The sequence below is a fragment of the Arthrobacter sp. Y3224198 genome, assembly GCF_059090025.1.
The window spans coordinates 12,299-27,096 of the sequence record NZ_JBNHFG010000034.1; the positions used below are offsets into that span (position 1 = coordinate 12,299).

At 66.4% G+C, this 14,798-nt stretch carries 14 protein-coding genes; 7 read left to right on the forward strand and 7 right to left on the reverse strand.

Annotation, left to right across the window (positions count from 1 at the left end; translation table 11 throughout):
* Positions 1-33: 33 nt before the first annotated feature.
* From AC5RUF_RS14105 to AC5RUF_RS14125, 5 genes are all read right to left on the reverse strand, one after another.
* On the reverse strand, positions 34-1,224 hold the full coding sequence (locus tag AC5RUF_RS14105) for a toxic anion resistance protein (RefSeq protein WP_493996916.1): 1,191 nt from the start codon (positions 1,222-1,224) through the stop codon (positions 34-36).
* 94 nt (positions 1,225-1,318) lie between these two features.
* Entirely contained in the window at positions 1,319-1,900 is a 582-nt protein-coding gene (locus AC5RUF_RS14110; protein ID WP_493996915.1) for a TerD family protein, read from the reverse strand.
* Between the two features lie 31 nt (positions 1,901-1,931).
* A complete protein-coding gene (locus AC5RUF_RS14115) occupies positions 1,932-2,513 on the reverse strand; it encodes a TerD family protein (protein ID WP_493996914.1) in 582 nt (193 codons plus the stop codon).
* 24 nt (positions 2,514-2,537) lie between these two features.
* On the reverse strand, positions 2,538-3,128 hold the full coding sequence (locus tag AC5RUF_RS14120) for a TerD family protein (protein ID WP_493996913.1): 591 nt from the start codon (positions 3,126-3,128) through the stop codon (positions 2,538-2,540).
* 12 nt (positions 3,129-3,140) lie between these two features.
* On the reverse strand, positions 3,141-4,256 hold the full coding sequence (locus AC5RUF_RS14125) for a DUF475 domain-containing protein (protein ID WP_493996912.1): 1,116 nt from the start codon (positions 4,254-4,256) through the stop codon (positions 3,141-3,143).
* A gap of 309 nt (positions 4,257-4,565) precedes the next feature.
* On the opposite strand from AC5RUF_RS14125, the gene AC5RUF_RS14130 reads away from it, so the two are divergent.
* The 3 genes from AC5RUF_RS14130 (at position 4,566) to AC5RUF_RS14140 (ending at position 8,831) form a co-directional block, all read left to right on the forward strand.
* A complete protein-coding gene (locus AC5RUF_RS14130) occupies positions 4,566-4,877 on the forward strand; it encodes a variant leucine-rich repeat-containing protein (RefSeq protein WP_494131001.1) in 312 nt (103 codons plus the stop codon).
* 188 nt (positions 4,878-5,065) lie between these two features.
* A complete protein-coding gene (locus tag AC5RUF_RS14135; RefSeq protein WP_493996910.1) occupies positions 5,066-6,223 on the forward strand; it encodes a hypothetical protein in 1,158 nt (385 codons plus the stop codon).
* Positions 6,224-6,467: 244 nt separating this feature from the next.
* Positions 6,468-8,831 carry a zinc ribbon domain-containing protein gene (locus AC5RUF_RS14140; protein WP_494131002.1) on the forward strand — a complete coding sequence of 788 codons (2,364 nt, stop codon included), beginning with the start codon at positions 6,468-6,470 and terminating at the stop codon, positions 8,829-8,831.
* Here AC5RUF_RS14140 and AC5RUF_RS14145 read toward each other — a convergent pair.
* On the reverse strand, positions 8,821-9,402 hold the full coding sequence (locus tag AC5RUF_RS14145) for a hypothetical protein (protein WP_494131003.1): 582 nt from the start codon (positions 9,400-9,402) through the stop codon (positions 8,821-8,823). The genes AC5RUF_RS14140 and AC5RUF_RS14145 overlap by 11 nt on opposite strands.
* 111 nt (positions 9,403-9,513) lie before the next feature.
* Between AC5RUF_RS14145 and AC5RUF_RS14150 the strand changes: the two genes are divergently transcribed.
* The 4 genes from AC5RUF_RS14150 (at position 9,514) to AC5RUF_RS14165 (ending at position 14,473) form a co-directional block, all read left to right on the forward strand.
* Positions 9,514-11,502, forward strand: a complete 1,989-nt coding sequence (locus tag AC5RUF_RS14150) for a DUF7937 domain-containing protein (RefSeq protein ID WP_494131004.1) — start codon at positions 9,514-9,516, stop codon at positions 11,500-11,502.
* A 148-nt stretch (positions 11,503-11,650) separates the two neighbouring features.
* Positions 11,651-12,700 carry an SGNH/GDSL hydrolase family protein gene (locus tag AC5RUF_RS14155; RefSeq protein ID WP_494131005.1) on the forward strand — a complete coding sequence of 350 codons (1,050 nt, stop codon included), beginning with the start codon at positions 11,651-11,653 and terminating at the stop codon, positions 12,698-12,700.
* Between the two features lie 113 nt (positions 12,701-12,813).
* The gene (locus tag AC5RUF_RS14160; protein WP_494131007.1) at positions 12,814-13,608 is read left to right on the forward strand and encodes an enoyl-CoA hydratase/isomerase family protein; all 795 of its coding nucleotides are present in this window, start codon (positions 12,814-12,816) and stop codon (positions 13,606-13,608) included.
* A 58-nt stretch (positions 13,609-13,666) separates the two neighbouring features.
* Complete coding sequence (locus tag AC5RUF_RS14165) at positions 13,667-14,473, forward strand: 3-hydroxyacyl-CoA dehydrogenase family protein (RefSeq protein ID WP_494131008.1); 807 nt, start codon at positions 13,667-13,669, stop codon at positions 14,471-14,473.
* Here the strand turns inward: AC5RUF_RS14165 and AC5RUF_RS14170 are convergent.
* A partial coding sequence (locus AC5RUF_RS14170) for a TetR-like C-terminal domain-containing protein (protein WP_494131006.1) occupies positions 14,460-14,798 on the reverse strand: 339 nt, incomplete at its 5' end. The genes AC5RUF_RS14165 and AC5RUF_RS14170 overlap by 14 nt on opposite strands.

The following is a 14,798-nucleotide window of genomic DNA, read 5'->3' on the forward strand; positions in this document are numbered from 1 at the left end:
TTGTGCCTTCACGGAAGCTGCCCTGCCTGCCATCTAGCGGGACTCGCTCTGGCGGGAGCGCTCCAGGTAGGGCTTGGCCTGGGTGATGGTGGACTCCAGGGACTTCACAGTGCCTTCCATGTTGCGGGCAGCCTCGGAGCGGAAGTTGTCGATCGCATCCATGGTCTGGAACACGTTGTCGAACGCCTTCTGCAGCGTTTCCACGCTCACGCCGGAGCTGGAGGCCTGCTGGTGGATCCGCGCGGTCTGGTCCTTGAGCATCTCGCTGGTGCTCAGGATCATGTTGTTGGTGGTGGCGTTCACTGCGTCGATCTGGTCCAGCACCATCTTCTGGTTGGCCAGCGCCTGGGCCACGATCACCGCGGTGCGCAGCGCGGAAATGGTGGTGGTGCGGGCGCGTTCCACGCCCTTGATCAGTTCCACGTTGTTCTTGCGGATCAGGTCCATGGCCAGGTAGCCCTGCACGGACACGGCCAGCTGGGTCAGGATGTCCTGCCGGCGCTGCCGGATGGGGAAGAGCACGTCCGCTTCCAGCGCGTTGGCCTGCTCAATCTGGCCGGAGTTCTTGAGCTTGTCCACCTTTTCCACGCAGGCGGCGTCCAGGGACTCGGCCAGCACGGAGTATTCGCTGAGGGTCTGCATGGTCTTCCACAGCTCCACCTTTTCCCCGGCGAGGGAGGCGTTGTCCTTGAGCAGCTCGTCCTGGCCGGCCATTAGGGACTTGATGATCTTGTCCAGCTGGACCTGCGCGGACTCGTACTTCTGGAAGTACTTGGCCAGCTTGTTGCCGCCCGGGATGAAGCCCAGGATCTTTCGGCCGGCGCCCAGGTTCGCCTGGTTGGGGGTCAGGTCCTCCACGGTGCTGCGCAGGTCGCCCAGCGTGGTGGCGACCTTCTTCTGCGCGTCGTTGCCGGAGCGCTTGGCACCGGCCACGGAGGTGGAGGAGCGGTCCAGCAAGCGGCTGGAGTACCCGGCGGAGGCGGTCATTTCCTGTCCGGCCAGTTTGTTGATGGAATCCACCTGCGCCGTGAACTCCGGGCTGCGGGCGTCCAGCTTGGAGACTTCCTCCATGAAGGAGCGGGCCTGGGCGGCGATTTCCTGGCGGCGTTCCTCGGGAACCGGGACCATGCCGGGGGCGTCGGCCGGGGCTACCGGGGCGGGCGGTTCGGGGGCCTGGAGCACCAGGGCTTCGGAGGCGTCCGGGGGAGTCAGCGGTGAGGTCATGGTCCAGCCTTTTCGTAAGTGAGCTGCGGTATGGGTGCGGGGAGTGTTCCGGCCCGCGGAAGCACTCCCCGCAGGGATATAACTGAGCTAGAGCCTAGCTGAGCTGTACGCCGAAATCGGTGACAATGCCGGCCAGGCCGGAGGCGTAGCCCTGGCCCACGGCCTTGAACTTCCACTCGCCGTTGTTGCGGTAGACCTCGGCGAAGATCATGGAGGTTTCCGGTGCGGCGTCCTCGCTGAGGTCGAACCGGACAATTTCGCTGTCATTATCCTGGTTAACCACGCGGCAGTATGCCCCGCGGACCTGGCCGAAGTTCTGCCGGCGGACGTCCGCCTGGTCGATGGAGACCACAATGACCACGCGTTCGACGTCGGCGGCCATGGCGCTCAGGTCCAGCAGGATCTGCTCGTCGTCGCCCTCGCCGGCGCCGGAGCGGTTGTCGCCCAGGTGCGTGACGGTGCCGTCCTTGGCTGCGGGCTGGTTGTAGAAGATGAAGTCGTCGGAGGACCGCACCTTGCCGTTGGCGCCGATCATCAGGGCCGAGGCATCGAGGTCGAAGGGTTCACCCGTGGTGGTGCGGGGATCCCAGCCGAGGCCGACAACGGCCTTCTGCAGCCCGGGGTCGGACTTGGTGAGGGAAAGGTTGTTGCCCTTCGCGAGGGACAGACCTGCCATGGTATTCAGCTCCTTGTTTACGGGGGTGGGTTTAGTCGAGGGCAATGCCGAAGTCGGTGGCGACTCCGTGCAGTCCGGAGGCGTAGCCCTGGCCGATGGCGCGGAACTTCCATTCGCCGCGGTTGCGGTAGATCTCCGAGAAGATCATGCAGGTTTCCGCGGCCGCGTCTTCGCTGAGGTCGTAGCGGACCACCTCGGCGTCGGTGTCCTGGTTCACCACCCGGCAGTACGCGTCGCGCACCTGGCCGAAGTTCTGGTGGCGGGCTTCGGCCTGGTCGATGGAGACCACAATGACCACGCGGTCGACGTCGTCGGGCAGGATGCTGAGGTCGATCAGGATCTGCTCGTCGTCGCCGTCGCCCTGGCCGGTGCGGTTGTCGCCCTGGTGGACCACAGAGCCGTCCTTGGTGGACAGCTGGTTGTAGAAGATGAAGTCATCGTTGGAGCGCACCTTGCCGTTTGTGCCCAGCAGCAGTGCCGAGGCGTCCAGGTCAAAGGGATCCCCGCTGGTGGTGCGCGGATCCCAGCCCAGGCCGATCAGGGCCCGTTCCAGTCCCGGATCGGCCTTGGTCAGGGATAGGTTGCTTCCTTTGGACAGTGTCAGGCTGGACAAGGTGCTCTCCTTCGTGACGTGCGGTTAGAGCGAGCGGGCGGCGGTGGGGATCAGGTCCATGACCGTGCGGCCCTGGGCGCGTTCGCCGATGGCGGTGAACTTCCAGCCGGCTCCGTCGCGGGACACCTTGGCCATGATCATGGCCGTGTGGTTGCCCGAGTCGGTCAGCTGGTAGCGGGCAATCTCGGGGCTGCCGGGGGTGGAGTCGTCGATCAGGCGGCAGAAGGCGTTCTCCACCTGGTCGAAGGTCTGCCGGCTGTAGCTGGAGATCACGAAGACGATCTGCTGCACGGCGGGGGACACGGCCTGCAGGTTCACCAGGATCACCTCGTCGTCGCCTTCGCCGGCGCCGGTCAGGTTGTCACCGGTGTGCTTCGCGGAGCCGTCCTTGCTGGCCAGCTGGCCGTACCAGACCTGGTCCACCGCATTGCCGTTCGCGTCGTAGAAGATGGCCGAGGCGTCCAGGTCCACTTCGGCAGCCTTCTTGGTGCCGAACAGGCCGCGCTTCACCGGGGCGGCGGAATCCCAGCCCAGTCCCAGGCGCGTCTTGCTGAGTGCGCCGCCGTCCTTCTTCGTCAGTGACAGCGACTGACCTTTCTGCAGGCTCAGGCCCATGATTCTCCCTTGTTAGTTGGTGTAGACAGGTTCTTTTGCCGCGGCAGCCTTGGTGCGCTTGTTGCGGATAATCGAGGACGTCAGCGCCGCGAGGATGAAGACCACGCCGATCAGGCCGGTGATGACCTCGTTGATCTCGAGTTCGATGGTCAGCAGCAGGATGGCGGCGAGGGCGCCGATGGCCCAATGCGCACCGTGGTCCAGGTACACGAACTCGTCCAGGGTGCCCTGGCGGACCAGGAAGACGGTCAGCGAGCGGACGAAGATCGCACCGATCAGGCCGAGGCCCAGGGCAATGATGATCGGGTCCGAGGTGATGGCGAAGGCGCCAATGACACCGTCGAAGGAGAAGGACGCGTCGATGACTTCCAGGTAAAGGAAGAGCATAAAGGCGGCCTTGCCGGTGGCCTTCACCAGGCCGCTTGTTCCGGTCTTCGTGAGGCGTTCCCCTGACTCGCCCTCGGCGTCGTCGTCGCCGTCCACATGCGCGTCCACGTCGAACAGGTCACCCAGCCCCGTCACCAGCAGGTAGGTGATCAGGCCGGCGGCACCGGCGAAGAAGATGTTGGTGGTGTGCGCGGGGTCGGCCAGCGTGGCTGCGGCGATCAGGGCGGCGAGGCCCACGATCAGGGACGCGCCGTTGACCTTGCCGAGCTTGCCCAGCGGAACCTCAAGCCAGCGCAGCCAGCGGATGTCGCGTTCCTCGAACATGAAGTCCAGAAAGATCATCAGCAGGAACAGGCCGCCGAAAGATGCGATCTGCGGGTGTGCCTCGTGCAGCAGGTAGCCGTAGGAACCGGGCTCTTCCGGATCGCCCTTCTCGAGGGCCAGCTGCAGCGCCTCGATGGGGTTCAGGCTCGCCGTGACGCCCACAATTAGCAGCGGGAAGACAATGCGCATGCCCACCACGGCGATCAGGATGCCGACGGTCAGGAACATCTTCTGCCAGAAGGGGCTCATTTTTTCGAGGATGCGCGCGTTGACCACGGCATTGTCGAAGCTGAGGCTGATCTCAAGCACACCCAGGATGGCGCAGAGGATAAGTGCCTCTACCCCTCCGTAGAAGAACGCCGTGACCAGCGCGGCCGCTGTAATAACAAACGACCAACCGAAAGTCTTGAAAAACACTCTGCTTGCAGCTCCTTCAGTTCCTGCACGCAGCCGGTGGCCGGGATAGGCAAAAACTAGGTAGAGGATGGCTTTGTTCCTAAACGGAATCAGGGGTTCAGTATGTCGCACCCCAAAGGCCGCGGGCAACTACCTCCGCTGACAGCGGAGGGGATGCTACCCGCCGGTAGCCCGGGGGCGCCAGAGTGCAGGGGTGTTCGGCGCCGGGGCAGCGGGCCCGTGTGACTGTCCTGTTTGGGTGTGCCGTCCGGTTCTGCAAGGATGATTGGAAAGCCTGCTTACTAAGGCACCCTTTCAAAGGAGGACAGCATGCCTGAAGAAATCTCCGATCAGGGGAACCGGATCACCAGCCCGGTCATGAACATTCCGGCCGCCGATATTGTCGACGGCGGGGCCTCCGCGGCAAAGCCCGCCCAGGTGGATCCGGCCGAAGTGGCCATCCTGGCCCAGGCCGAGGATCCTGGCACCAGCCACCTCCGTCTGCAGGAACTGGCCACGGACCATCCGCTGGCACGTCCGGCCGTGGCAGCGAACCCGGCAGCGGGTCCGGAGCTGCTGGCCTGGCTCAAGGCACTGGACGACGACGGCGTGAACGCGGCTTTGGCGCGGCGCGGAAACTGACGCCGGCCGCCTGACTGTATATACGGCAGACATGCCGGGGCATCCCGCTGCACGATAGGTGCGGCGGGATGCCCTTTTTCCGTCGGGCCAGTCCCCAATCCGGTTTTGGGGGAGGCTGGGGATAGTCTTTTCAGGAATAGAGCGAAATAGAGGCGTGTGGTTGACACTCGCGGTTTGATGGGGGACTTATGGCGGACGCCAAGTACGAAGCACGGTTGGCAGTATTGGCTGCATGGGCCAGGGAAGCGGCGTCCGTCGGACATCCAGTTCCGTCAGAAGAAGACCTGAAGACCATCAGCCTTTTGAAGGATGCAGCTACCGACCAGGTGGACCGGCAGTTGGTGGAACCGTGGCTGCAGACCATCCAGTGGCTGCTGAAGCAGGCGGCGTTCGGAGTAGCTGAGCCCCACCGGCAGTTGCCGGTTGAGTTGGCGCAGCCGCTGGGCCTTGTGGCTTCGTCAGCGCCTGCGGTTGCTGAGCTGGCACCGATGGGAGAAATGTCGGCACCCGCGGTTCCTGCCGGGCCTGCTGGTGAAAACGTTCCCGCTGAGTCACCGGCTGCCGTTGAAGTCAGCCTGGTGGACGTGGCCCCGGCGGAATCCGGCGAGGCAGAAGGAACCGTCACAGTCGTCGCAAAGATCAAGCCGGCGAACTCAGCGAATCGGATGACCAAGTGGGAAGCCGACGCCCGGGAAAGCGTGACTGCTGCGGTAAAGAAATTCGCCAAGCCGTTGCGCGACCTCTTGGAGCGTGACGCCAACGAGGGCGACACCCGCCTTGTGGTGACGGACCTCCTGTGCGAGGGCCTGGGGTATGACAAGTTCCGGGACCTCACCACCGAATACATGGTCAAGCAGGACTTTGCGGACTACGGCGTGCGCATCGACAAGCAGCTGGTCGGTTTCATTGAGGTGAAGCGCATCAGCCAGAAGCTGAACGAACGGCATCTCCGCCAGGTCCAGATGTACGCGGTGAATGAAGGGGTCGAGTGGATGATCCTGACCAACGGCCAGGTCTGGCGTGCGTACCACCTCACCGGAGGCCTGCCGGTTGTGGTGGACATGGCCTTTGAAGTGGACCTGCTGGGTCCGGAAAGCATCGAGGAAAAGGCCGAGAAACTCTTCTACCTGCACCGTGAAGCACTCAAGCGGCGCCGGATTGACGATCTCTGGCGGCACAGTGCAGCCACCGCACCGGAAGCGCTGCTGGAGATCCTCCTCTCCGATACCGTCCTTGATGCGATCCGCAAGGAGGTCAAACGCAACACCGGCATCTCCACCACGGTGCAGGACCTCGCGACGGTGCTGCGGACGGAAGTTGTGGACCGGAAGCTCATCGCGAAGTGAGCGGCCGTCCGGCCTCGCCAACGAAAGAAGTTTCGATGCGGCAGCGGGGCTGACACTGTTTCGGATTGATATGAGCATCCCGCTGCACGATAGGTGCGGCGGGATGCCCTTTTTGTGCCCAGATGTGTGGTGTGCCCCGGAACACAGTGCCCTTCTTTTCGCATGCTAGGGTTTTTCCGAACGTATCTGTTGGCTCGGGGGGACCATCACTTACTCCTGCCGGGCCTTACTACCTGGGGGAGAATTGAAAAACTGTACGACCTGCGGCGCTGAACTTCAGTCGCATTGGAAATTCTGCACGAACTGCCAGGCACCCCAACCGGCACCGCAGGACGGCGGGGCTGCAGCAAGTTCCGGCCCCGACACAACCCTCTCCGCCGCGGCTGTCGAGCAGCCAACGCAGCGTTTCGAGCCGGCCCCCGGCCAGCAGCAGCACCAGACTGAGCCACCCACCCAGCGCTTCGAGCCGGCCCAGCAGCCCCAGACCGAGCAGCCGACACAGCGCTTCGAGCAGGCCCAGCCCCAGCAGCAGGACCCGGCCCAGCCAGGCATGCCCACGCAGGCAACTTCTGTTTTCGACCCGCCCGTCGTGGCCCCCGCCGGCGCCTACGCGCAGGCCGGCGGCTCTGCCCAGTCCGTACCCGGCGCCCCGGCGTACGGAGCGGGAGGCAACGGCCCCGGTGAAGGCGCACCGTATTCCGACTTCAACGGCAACGGCAACGTCCCAGGCGGCCCCGGCGTCCCGCCGTCGGGCTCCGGCGCCCCCAAGAAGGGCTCCCGCAAGGTGATCATCCTGGTGGTGGTCCTTGTGATCCTGCTGGGTCTGGGCGTCGGCGCCTACTTCTTTGTGCAGAACATGTTCCGCGGCGGTGCAGGCTCCCCGGAAGCGGCGTCGGACAAGATCCTGGAATCCATTGAGTCCAAGGACCTGGTAGGCCTGGCCACAATGGTCCCGCCGGACGAACGCGAACCCCTGCAGCGGCTGCAGGAACACCTCGAGGACAAGTTCGATGAATTCGGCATCGAAGATGCCCTCGACAAGGTCGGGCGCGGCGAGGAAGCCAACGAAGACGAGTTCACCCTGGACGGCGTCGACGTCAGTTTTGAGGGTGTGAAGCCGGAGATCACGGAGATCGACGACAACACGGCGCTCATCAAGTACACCGAAGGCGAAGTCCGGGTGGTGGTGGATCCCGCCGCCACCAACGGACCGCTGCGCTCAGCGCTCGAAGCCGCCGGCGAGGAGGACGAGGAAAAGATCGACGAAACCACCGATCTGGCCGAACTGGGGCCGGACGGGTCGGCACTGACCCTGGTGGCCACCCAGCGCGATGGCCGCTGGTACGTCAGCCCGGTCTACAGCATCGTGGAAATGGTCAGCGAAAGCGAAGGCTACGCCCGCGGCACCGTCCCCGACTCCGCCGGTGGCAGCGACAGCCCGGACGAGGCTGCCCGGGCCATGGTGGAAGCCCTGCCGAAGGTTGTTTCCGAAGGCAGCGTGGAACCGCTGGCCGGTTCCCTGTCCGTCCACGAAGGCGGACTGCTCTACCTGTACGGCGAGATGTTCGACGACGCCCTCTCCGCCATGGCCGGCGAAGAGCTGGAAATCAGCGACGTGCGTTTCACGGAAGGTGAGAAGGACGGCGACCGGGCCACCGCCGTCGTCGAAAACATCACGATCGAGAGCGACTACGGCGACGAGATCACCCTGACCAAGGACTGCATCAAGGGCGAAAGCGATTCCGACAGCTTCTGCCTGAACGGGTCGGGCTACTCCATTGAGCCGTCCCCGTACATGTTGGGCGGACTGCAGGAACTGTCCCTGACCACCGTGAAGGAAGACGGCAAATGGCGAGTCAGCCTGGGCGAGACCTTCACCGATTGGGCCATCAAGTGGACCGACTCGCTGAACCGTGAGCAGGCCCTGGCCCTCCTCTCGCTGACCTCCGGGGAAGACGCCACCGGGGACATCGCGGTGGGTGAAAGCACCGAGGTGAAGTTCAACTCCGCCGGGTACGCGGTGCTCAACCTGAAGCTGGACGAGGACATGGAGCTGGAAGCGGAAGACGAGTATGACTTCGGCACCATGACCGTCTACTCCAAGGACGGCAAGGAAGAGCTTGGCAAGGTGGGCTACGGGGACGAGATCCCGGCCGGCGACTACAAGCTGGTGGTGTTCGCCGGGTCCGAGTGGGACGAAGAGTTCTCCGAAAAGGGCGAGGACTTCTCCTACTCCAAGGACCTGACGCTGGAAGAGTATGAAGGCTACTCGACGTCGTTGCCGTCGACCTCGCCGACCTCGCCGTCATCCTCGTACTTCTCCGACTTCGGCATGCTTGAGAGCGGTGCGGCGCCCGAGACACACGAGCTGCCGGCCCGCGACGCCGACGCGGAAGCGGAGTTCACCTTCATGGGATCCTCCATGGCACCGGTCACCATCAAGGCGACCATGGACGGCAAGGAATACCCGGTGGAGATTGAGAAGGCCGGTCGCGGCGAGCTCACCATCCCGTACCCCGGGGACGGGAAAAGCCACACGGTCACCGTCGAAATGGTGTCCGACGGCGGCAGCCCGATGATTCTCAGCTACTACGTCATCATGGAGTGACCATCCGGGCCGGGGCGGCGTGTCCGTCCCGGCCCGGACTCCGTTCACCCACCGGATTGCTCCGGTCCAAGACTTGAAAACCCCAAGGGAAGGCATCATGAAATTCTGTCCAGAGTGCGGTAAACCTCAGGAACCGGGAGGCCGGTTCTGTCCGGAATGCGGTCACGCCATGGGATCGGACGCGCATCCCGCGGGCGGTCCGGCCGTAGAAACGGCCGCACCGGGCACAGAGGGGGCGGGCACTCCTGGTCCCGGTGCCCCCGGCACGGGAACTGACAGTTCTGCAGCTGGCGGCGACGCAGCCGGCAGTAACGGAGCTGGCAGCGTTGGAGCGGGAACGTCGGCCGGTCAGGGCCGTGAGCCGGAGTTCGCCGCGGTCGGCGGTCAGCCGCTGCAGCAGGGCCGGCCGCAGGGTTACGGCCAGCCGGGCCAGTTCGGCCAGCCGGGTCAGCCGCAGGGTTACGGCCAGCCGGGCCAGTTCGGCCAGCCGGGTCAGCCGGGTCAGCCGGGTCAGCCCCAGGGCTACGGCCAGCCGGGCCAGCAGCACCCAGGTTTCCAGCCGCAGCGCCAAGAGCAGCCGTACCAGGGAAATGGCTTCCCCGGATACGGCCAGGCTCAGGCGCCCGCCCAGCCGAAGCCGCAGCGTCCGTCCGCTTTCGCGGGCATCACGCTCAGCGACTACGTGCGGGACGGCATCGCCGTGCTGGCGCTGTTCTTCTCCCTCTTTATGGCCTGGGTTTACGGCGACGGCTACGCCGGTGAGGGGTCCAAGGCCGGCACCCGGGTGGATGTCCTGCTCATCACCATCCTGAGCATCCTGTCCGTAGGCATCAGTTACCTGTGGCGCGCCGGCCTCTTCGGGCCGTCCGTGGGCTACAAACGGATCCAGGACATCCGACTGCTCGCGAACGCCCCTTACGTGGTTCTGGTGCTGGTCTACCTTGTTATGGTGCTGGCGTCCGACGGGGACAGCTCCAGCGGATTCTACGGGCTGGGCGGCGCAGTCGCCTTCGGCCTCGGCGGTGCGGTTCTGGCCGCACAGCCGCGCCGGGCGGAGATTGCCCCCGGCCCGGGCGACGACGCACGCCACCGCCGCTGGGTGTTCATCACCTTGGGCCTCGTGGGGCTTGCTGCCGTGGCCACCTTGGTCCAGATCATCCGCTTCCTGGTCCTGATTTCCGATCTGACAGAGTTCAGCGGCGGAAGCATCTGGCTGGCCGGCATTGCGGGAGCGGTCTCCGCAGCTGCGGGCATCGCCGTCCTGGTACTGGTGGCCGTCAAGGTGCTGAAGGGGTCCGACGCCTGGCGCCGCACCGGCACCGGACTGGGCATCGGGGCCGCCTTCCTTGCCCTGCTGGCACTGATCCCGGACATGCGGCTGGCCACCTTGGACTTCACCCCGTTTGATGCCGGATTCTGCCTGCTCTTCTGGCTCGCTTTCGGGGCCGCTGTGTCTTCCCCGTCCGTGGCACGGCACACCGAACATGCCGCAGTTGCCCCCGCCGACCGCCTTGTGGCGATCCGACCGGTTTTGACTGTCACCCTTGTTATCGCCGGGGCGCTGGCTGTAGTCGCCGCACTGGGTCTGGGCCTGATCCTAAGCCAGGACTCCGAGGACGGCACGGGCCTCTGGATCATCACGCTGGTTGTGGCGGTCCTGCTCGCCGCCGGTTCCCTGGTGGCAGGAAAACTTGCGGCACGCGACGGCCGCTCCACCTTCCTGATGGGCACTGCCTTCGCTGGTGCTGTCTTCCTCCTGTCCCTGATCCTCATGATCCTGTGGGCGGTGGAGCTCTCCGACACCTCGGGACTCAACGGTTCCACTGGCCGGTTCGCCACCGAGCTGGTCATGGTGCTCACCTGGGTGCTGCCCTTTGTCCTGGTTGCGGAACTGTGGCTGGATAAGTCCTCCCGCGACCACTTCAAGTCCCTGCCCGCCGGCGGCAACACCGGTTTTGCCTTTGCCGGCTCCGGTACGCCGGTTCAGGGTCAGCAGGGTCAGCAGGGTCAGGGCCAGCGGGGTCCGGGTCATCAGGTTCCGCCCATTCCCACCCCGGGCTCGTTCCAGACCCCCGGCCCGTTCCACCCGGCCGCTCCCATGCAGCAGCAGGGACAGCATGCCCAGCCGCAGCCGGGCCAGCAGTTCCAGCCCCAGCCGCAGCAGTACCCGGCGTACCCGCAGCAGCAGGGACAGGCTCAGTCCGCGCCGCAGTTCACCCAGCAGGGACAGGCGGACCAGCGCGTTGTCGGGCAGCCCGGACCGTCTCCGGTCGAAGAAGCAGCCGTGCAGGACACTCCGGTCCGGGGTGCCCATCGGCAGGAAGAACCGCTCCAGGAAGAACCGGTCCAGGAGGCACCTGTCCAGGAAGCGCCCGCGGAGGTCCCCAGTCAGGAGGCTTCCAGCCAGGAATCTCCCGCCCAGCATCCCGACGACGAGGAAGCAGCCGAGGAAACCGTGCGGCGTGTGCCCACCGCCGATCCGGATGCCGCACTCCTGGCGGAGGCTGCCGATCCGGCAACACCGCTGGCCAGGCTCCAGGAGCTCGCCACGCATCCGCGTGCACGGGTGGCGGTTGCTGCGAACCCGTCCACGTACCCGGCTCTGCTCACCTGGCTGTCCCAGCTGGGTGACCCTGCCGTGAACGAGGCCCTGGGCCGCCGCGGGCAGTAGCCCCGGCAGGCACGGCAGCCGGCGTCGTCGCATCCGCGGCGGCGCCGGCTGTGTCTTCACCAGCACCACCAGTTCCACGGCACGACGACCAGCCACGCCAAATCACCAGTTCCACCGTGTTTCCGCCAGGAGCCGGGAGAGGGAAGTTATGAGGGCACCAGCGCTGCAGGGGCGGCCGCACACCGGCACACGCCGCGTGCTGGCCGCCGTCGTCGGACTGTCACTGTTCCTCGCCGCCTGCGCTGCACCGGAGCCCGTGTCCGGCCCGGCAGGCACCGAGAACTCCAGCCCGGTCGCCCCGCACCCTGCAGCTTCCCCGCTGGACGTCCCGGAACCCACCGGCTGGCTGGCGGCCGCCAGCGGCAAGGGCGGCCGGCTGGTGCTGCTCGGGGATTCCTTCGCCGCGGGCGAGGGCGCGGGGGAATACCGTCCCGTCGTCGAGGGGGTCCGGGACTCCTGCCATCGCAGCCTGCATCCCGTGGGCGCCGAACTGGTGGCCCCGCGGGACCTGGCCAACCTCGCCTGCTCGCGCGCCACTACCGGACATCTGCAGTCCGCCCAGCGCCTGGTGGTCACGGATCCGGTTCACGATGCCGCCACCGTGCCGGCCCAGCTCGAACAGCTGCGCGGCACGAACCCCACCCTCGTGATCCTGTCCCTGGGCGGCAACAACCTGGACTTCTCCGGGCTGCTGCAGGCCTGCCTGCTGGAAACGCAGCCCTGCGATGAGGATCCACAGCTGCAGGCAGAGGCCGCCGCCCAGCTGTCCATGCTGCAGCCGGTGCTTGTTTCCGCCTATGAGAGCGTGGCCGCCGCCGTCTCCGCTCCGATCCTGGTGCTGCCGTACCCGCAGCTCTTTGATGCGGCCGACGGCGGGTGCGGGCGGCTGGACCCGGGGGAGCAAGATTTCGCACGGCACCTGATCACCGAACTGAACACCGTCATCCGCTCGGCCGTGGACAGCTCCGCGGCCGCCAACATCTACTACGTTGCCGACGTCGCGGATTCCCTGGCCGGGCACGGCGCGTGCAGCGAGGTCCCGTACGTGCATTCCGCCAACGTCTCCGGACTGCTGGAAGCCGCCGGTTCCCGGGCCGCAGACCAGGAGCTGCTGCATCCCACCCGGGAGGGATACCGGGCCATGACCCGGGACGTGATCCAGTGGGCGGCGGACCACCCGGTGACGGGTGCACCGTGAGCCAGATCACGGGATAGACCTGGATCTGGGTAATACTGGACCAGGACTGCCTGCAAGGACGCGGGCGGGAACGAAAGGACAGCGCCATCGTGACGAACCCTCCGCAGCCAGCCATGCCAGCCGCCGAGCCGGACGGATCCGCCGCCGGTTTCTCCACGCTCCGGGTCACCGAGGGCCCGGACCGGGTGGCCGTCCAGTTGGACCGCCCAGAGGTCCGCAACGCCATCGACTCCGTCATGGTCGATGAACTGCACGCCGTCTGTGCCGCACTGGAGCGGCATCCGCGGATCCTCATCCTCTCCGGCACGGAAGCGGGCGGCAAAGGAGTCTTCGCCTCCGGAGCCGACATAGCCCAGCTGCGCGAACGGCGCCGCGAGGACGCGCTGGCCGGCATCAACTCCGGCCTCTTTGCCCGCATTGCCGCGCTGCCGATGCCCGTTATCGCCGCACTGGACGGCTACGCACTGGGCGGCGGTGCCGAACTGGCCTACGCCGCGGACTTCCGGCTGGGCACGCCGCGACTGAAGATCGGCCAGCCGGAGGCAGGACTCGGCATCATGGCCGCCGCCGGTGCCACCTGGCGGCTGAAGGAACTGGTGGGGGAACCGCTGGCCAAGGAGATGCTGCTGGCCGGGCGGATCCTGAACGCGGAGGAGGCGCTCGCCGCCCGGCTGGTCACCGCCCTGCATGAACCGGAGGACCTGCTGCCGGCCGCGCACGCCCTCGCGGACCGGATAGGGGCCGGTGACCCGCTGGCCGTCCGGCTCACCAAAAGCGCATTCGCCGCCCCGCGGGCGGCGCATCCGCTCATCGACAACCTCGCCCAGGGCATCCTGTTTGAATCCGACGCCAAGTTTGAGCGCATGCAGGCGTTCCTGGACCGCAAGGAGACCAGCCGTGACCGGTGAAAGTACAACTGAAACCGCAGCCGTCCCGCACCGCGTGGGTGTGCTGGGCGGCGGACGGATGGGTGCGGGCATAGCCCATGCCTTCCTGCTGGCCGGAGCGGAGGTGAGCGTGGTGGAACGGGACCGGGACGCCGCCGACGCCGCCCACGCCCGCGTCACCGGGTCCCTCGCCAAGAGCGTGGAACGCGGAGATACGGACGAGAGTGCTCAGGAACTGGCCGAGCGGGCCGTCTTCGCGGTGGACTACGCCGAGTTTGCCGGCTGCGGGCTGGTGGTCGAAGCAGTACCGGAGGACTTCGCACTGAAGGCAGCGGCGCTGCGGGGTGTGGAGGAACAGCTGGACGACGGCGCCTGGCTGGCCACCAACACCTCCTCGCTGTCCGTGGACAAACTGGCTGCCGAGCTGCGCCGGCCGGAGCGGTTCTGCGGGCTGCATTTCTTCAACCCGGTACCGGCCTCCCGGCTGGTGGAACTGGTCCTGGGAACGGCTACCTCCGCGGACCTGGACCGCGCCGCCCGGGAATGGATCCGCGCCCTGGGCAAGACCGCCGTCGTCGTGCAGGATGCTCCCGGCTTCGCATCCTCCCGGCTGGGGGTAGCCATTGCGCTGGAAGCCATGCGGATGGTGGAGGAGGGCGTGGCGTCCGCCGAGGACATCGACGCCGCCATGACCCTGGGCTACCGGCACCCGACGGGACCCCTGCGCACCACCGACCTGGTGGGGCTGGATGTCCGGCTGGGCATTGCCGAGTACCTGCACCAGACGCTGGGGGACCGGTTTGCCCCGCCGCAGATCCTGCGGGACAAGGTGACCCGCGGAGAACTCGGCCGCAAGACCGGGCAGGGCTTCTTCAGCTACGAGTAGGCGCCGCGGTTTCCCGTGCCGGGGTGCCCGGTGCCGCGAACGAGCGGAGCGTGGCATCGAGGGCATCCACCAGGAAATCGAAGCTTCGATCAACCGGTGAGGGCAGGCCGAAACCGCCGCTGAGTTCAAGATCCACAAACCCGTGCAACGCCGAGCGTACGTACCGGATCCGGTCCACATCAGACTCCTCCACGCCGTAGCCGGACAGCGCGGCCGCCACGGCGGCGACGGCGTCGCTCGCGGCAGCCTGCCATTCCGCGGTGTCCAGCCGACGCTGGGTCAGGGGATAGGCCCCCGGGTGCTCGAGCACAAACCGGCGGAGGGC